This is a genomic window from Listeria fleischmannii subsp. fleischmannii LU2006-1, from assembly GCF_000344175.1.
GTDB lineage: Bacteria > Bacillota > Bacilli > Lactobacillales > Listeriaceae > Listeria > Listeria fleischmannii.
In genome coordinates this window covers 1-1,664 of sequence record NZ_ALWW01000081.1, presented here as the reverse complement: position 1 = coordinate 1,664, position 1,664 = coordinate 1, and the positions used below count along the sequence as shown (strand labels likewise).

Here is a 1,664-nt window from a genome sequence, read left to right as displayed (position 1 = left end):
AATATATCTTCTATAATTAATTTCATTGTTCCTTCAAAACCTTTCGTAAGCGTATTAAGGGACTTTAGCTTTAGCTATTTTAACATTACAAAAATAATAACATGATTTTGTAGTATCCCCACAAAGTCCATTACTCATAACTCCGTCTGGAAAATAATTACTCATATCTTTTACAAATTACTCTTTATATTTTAACATATCAATTGGTGTCATGTGTTATATTTTAAAATATAGCTAGACAAGAATGAGGACAAGTCATAAAGAAATTTGTATGGATTCTTTCTTACAGTTAAGAGTTGTGATGATAGCTATCAGCTCGAATGACTTTGATTTTCGGCCCATGGCAAAGAAGCGTGCAAGATTTAATAAAAATGTGCACGCTTCTTTACATTAAATTGCTCTATCAAAATAGGGTGTTCTCAAAATTATGAGTGAATCAATGTATTAAGAGGTTTTAAACCAAAAACAAATCATCCGTTTACACGAGTAATCATTATTCAACAGGAATATAGATGTTAGTCAGGCTTTTAGTTTTAAAGTTTTTTGGCGGCTCGGTAACGTATAGTTCAAATGGGAAGGCATCACGAGCTTTGTTTTTGCCTTCAAATAGCCAATTTTGATACATATAATTCCAGGCATCACCATATTCGCCAAGGCTAATTTCGAAATGACCAACACCAAATTTACCGCTGATTGTCATTATCGAGATTTCATCAGTTTCATTGACAACGGCATCTTTTGGTACAGTCATTGCCACACTAGTGCGTAGGTTTTGGGCATCGGTGATAAAAGGATTGTCATGATAGATAGTCAGTACTTTGGTGACTTCCGGGAGTATCAATTGATGCGACTCGGCAAAACTAAATAGCTGTTCAAAAAGTTTTTTGCTGTTTTTACGGAAGTCGATGTAGGTGCCACGAAAGCGTACATAAATAACGCGCATGGTTTCAATGGTTTCAATTGTAATGGTCGGTTCTTTCATAATAAATCATTCCTTTCATACTTCAATTATAAGTGGTCAGAATCTCTATTACTTGGCATATCTTGCGCTTTTCGGAAGGCTGTCGGGCTTATTCCGAAATGACGGCGAAAAGCGCGATTGTAGCTGGTGGCATCATTGTAGCCATAGCGCAAAGCGATGTCAGTGATACTGACATCTTTGCGAACACGTAAAAATATTGCTGATCGCTCTAATTTTATGCGGGTAACAAACTGATACAAGGTTTCTTTGGAATGTTTGTGAAAAAGCCTATGAAAATGATATTCTGACATATGAATATTACCCGCAACATCAGCTAAAGTTATTTTTTGATCAAGATGGTTTTCGATGTAGTCCTCAGTATGATTCAACAACCAAGTATAATTTTGCATGATTCCCACTCCCTTTGCTCTGTAATTATTTTAGCATTCGCGAAAAAATAGCAAAAAGTTTTTCTTAAAAAAGCGTCTATACAACCTGATTCTATCCAGCTAAACTATCAAAACAAGATTTTATTTTGTCAAATTATATTATATCACTGTATAATTTTTTTCAAGGTAAGATTTATTTTTTTATAAAGGATGAGAAATACAATAGAGGATTAGGTATTTTTAGTGCACAGTTTATATAATATATTTTAGTAAATCTAAATTAMTTTTAATTCTTTATTAACAAATTTTTCTAT

General features: G+C 33.2%; 2 protein-coding genes. Both read right to left on the bottom strand.

What is annotated here, in order from left to right:
- Positions 1 to 493 precede the first annotated feature (493 nt).
- On the bottom strand, positions 494 to 982 hold the full coding sequence (locus LFLEISCH_RS14255; RefSeq protein ID WP_007478046.1) for an AraC family transcriptional regulator: 489 nt from the start codon (positions 980 to 982) through the stop codon (positions 494 to 496).
- Between the two features lie 26 nt (positions 983 to 1,008).
- Entirely contained in the window at positions 1,009 to 1,371 is a 363-nt protein-coding gene (locus LFLEISCH_RS14250) for a helix-turn-helix transcriptional regulator (RefSeq protein WP_007478044.1), read from the bottom strand.
- Positions 1,372 to 1,664 lie beyond the last annotated feature (293 nt).

Excerpts from the sequence above, each read along its gene's own strand:
- LFLEISCH_RS14255 (WP_007478046.1), bottom strand. The coding sequence starts at position 982 with ATGAAAGAACCGACCATTACAATTGAAACCATTGAAACCATGCGCGTT.
- LFLEISCH_RS14250 (WP_007478044.1), bottom strand. The coding sequence starts at position 1,371 with ATGCAAAATTATACTTGGTTGTTGAATCATACTGAGGACTACATCGAA.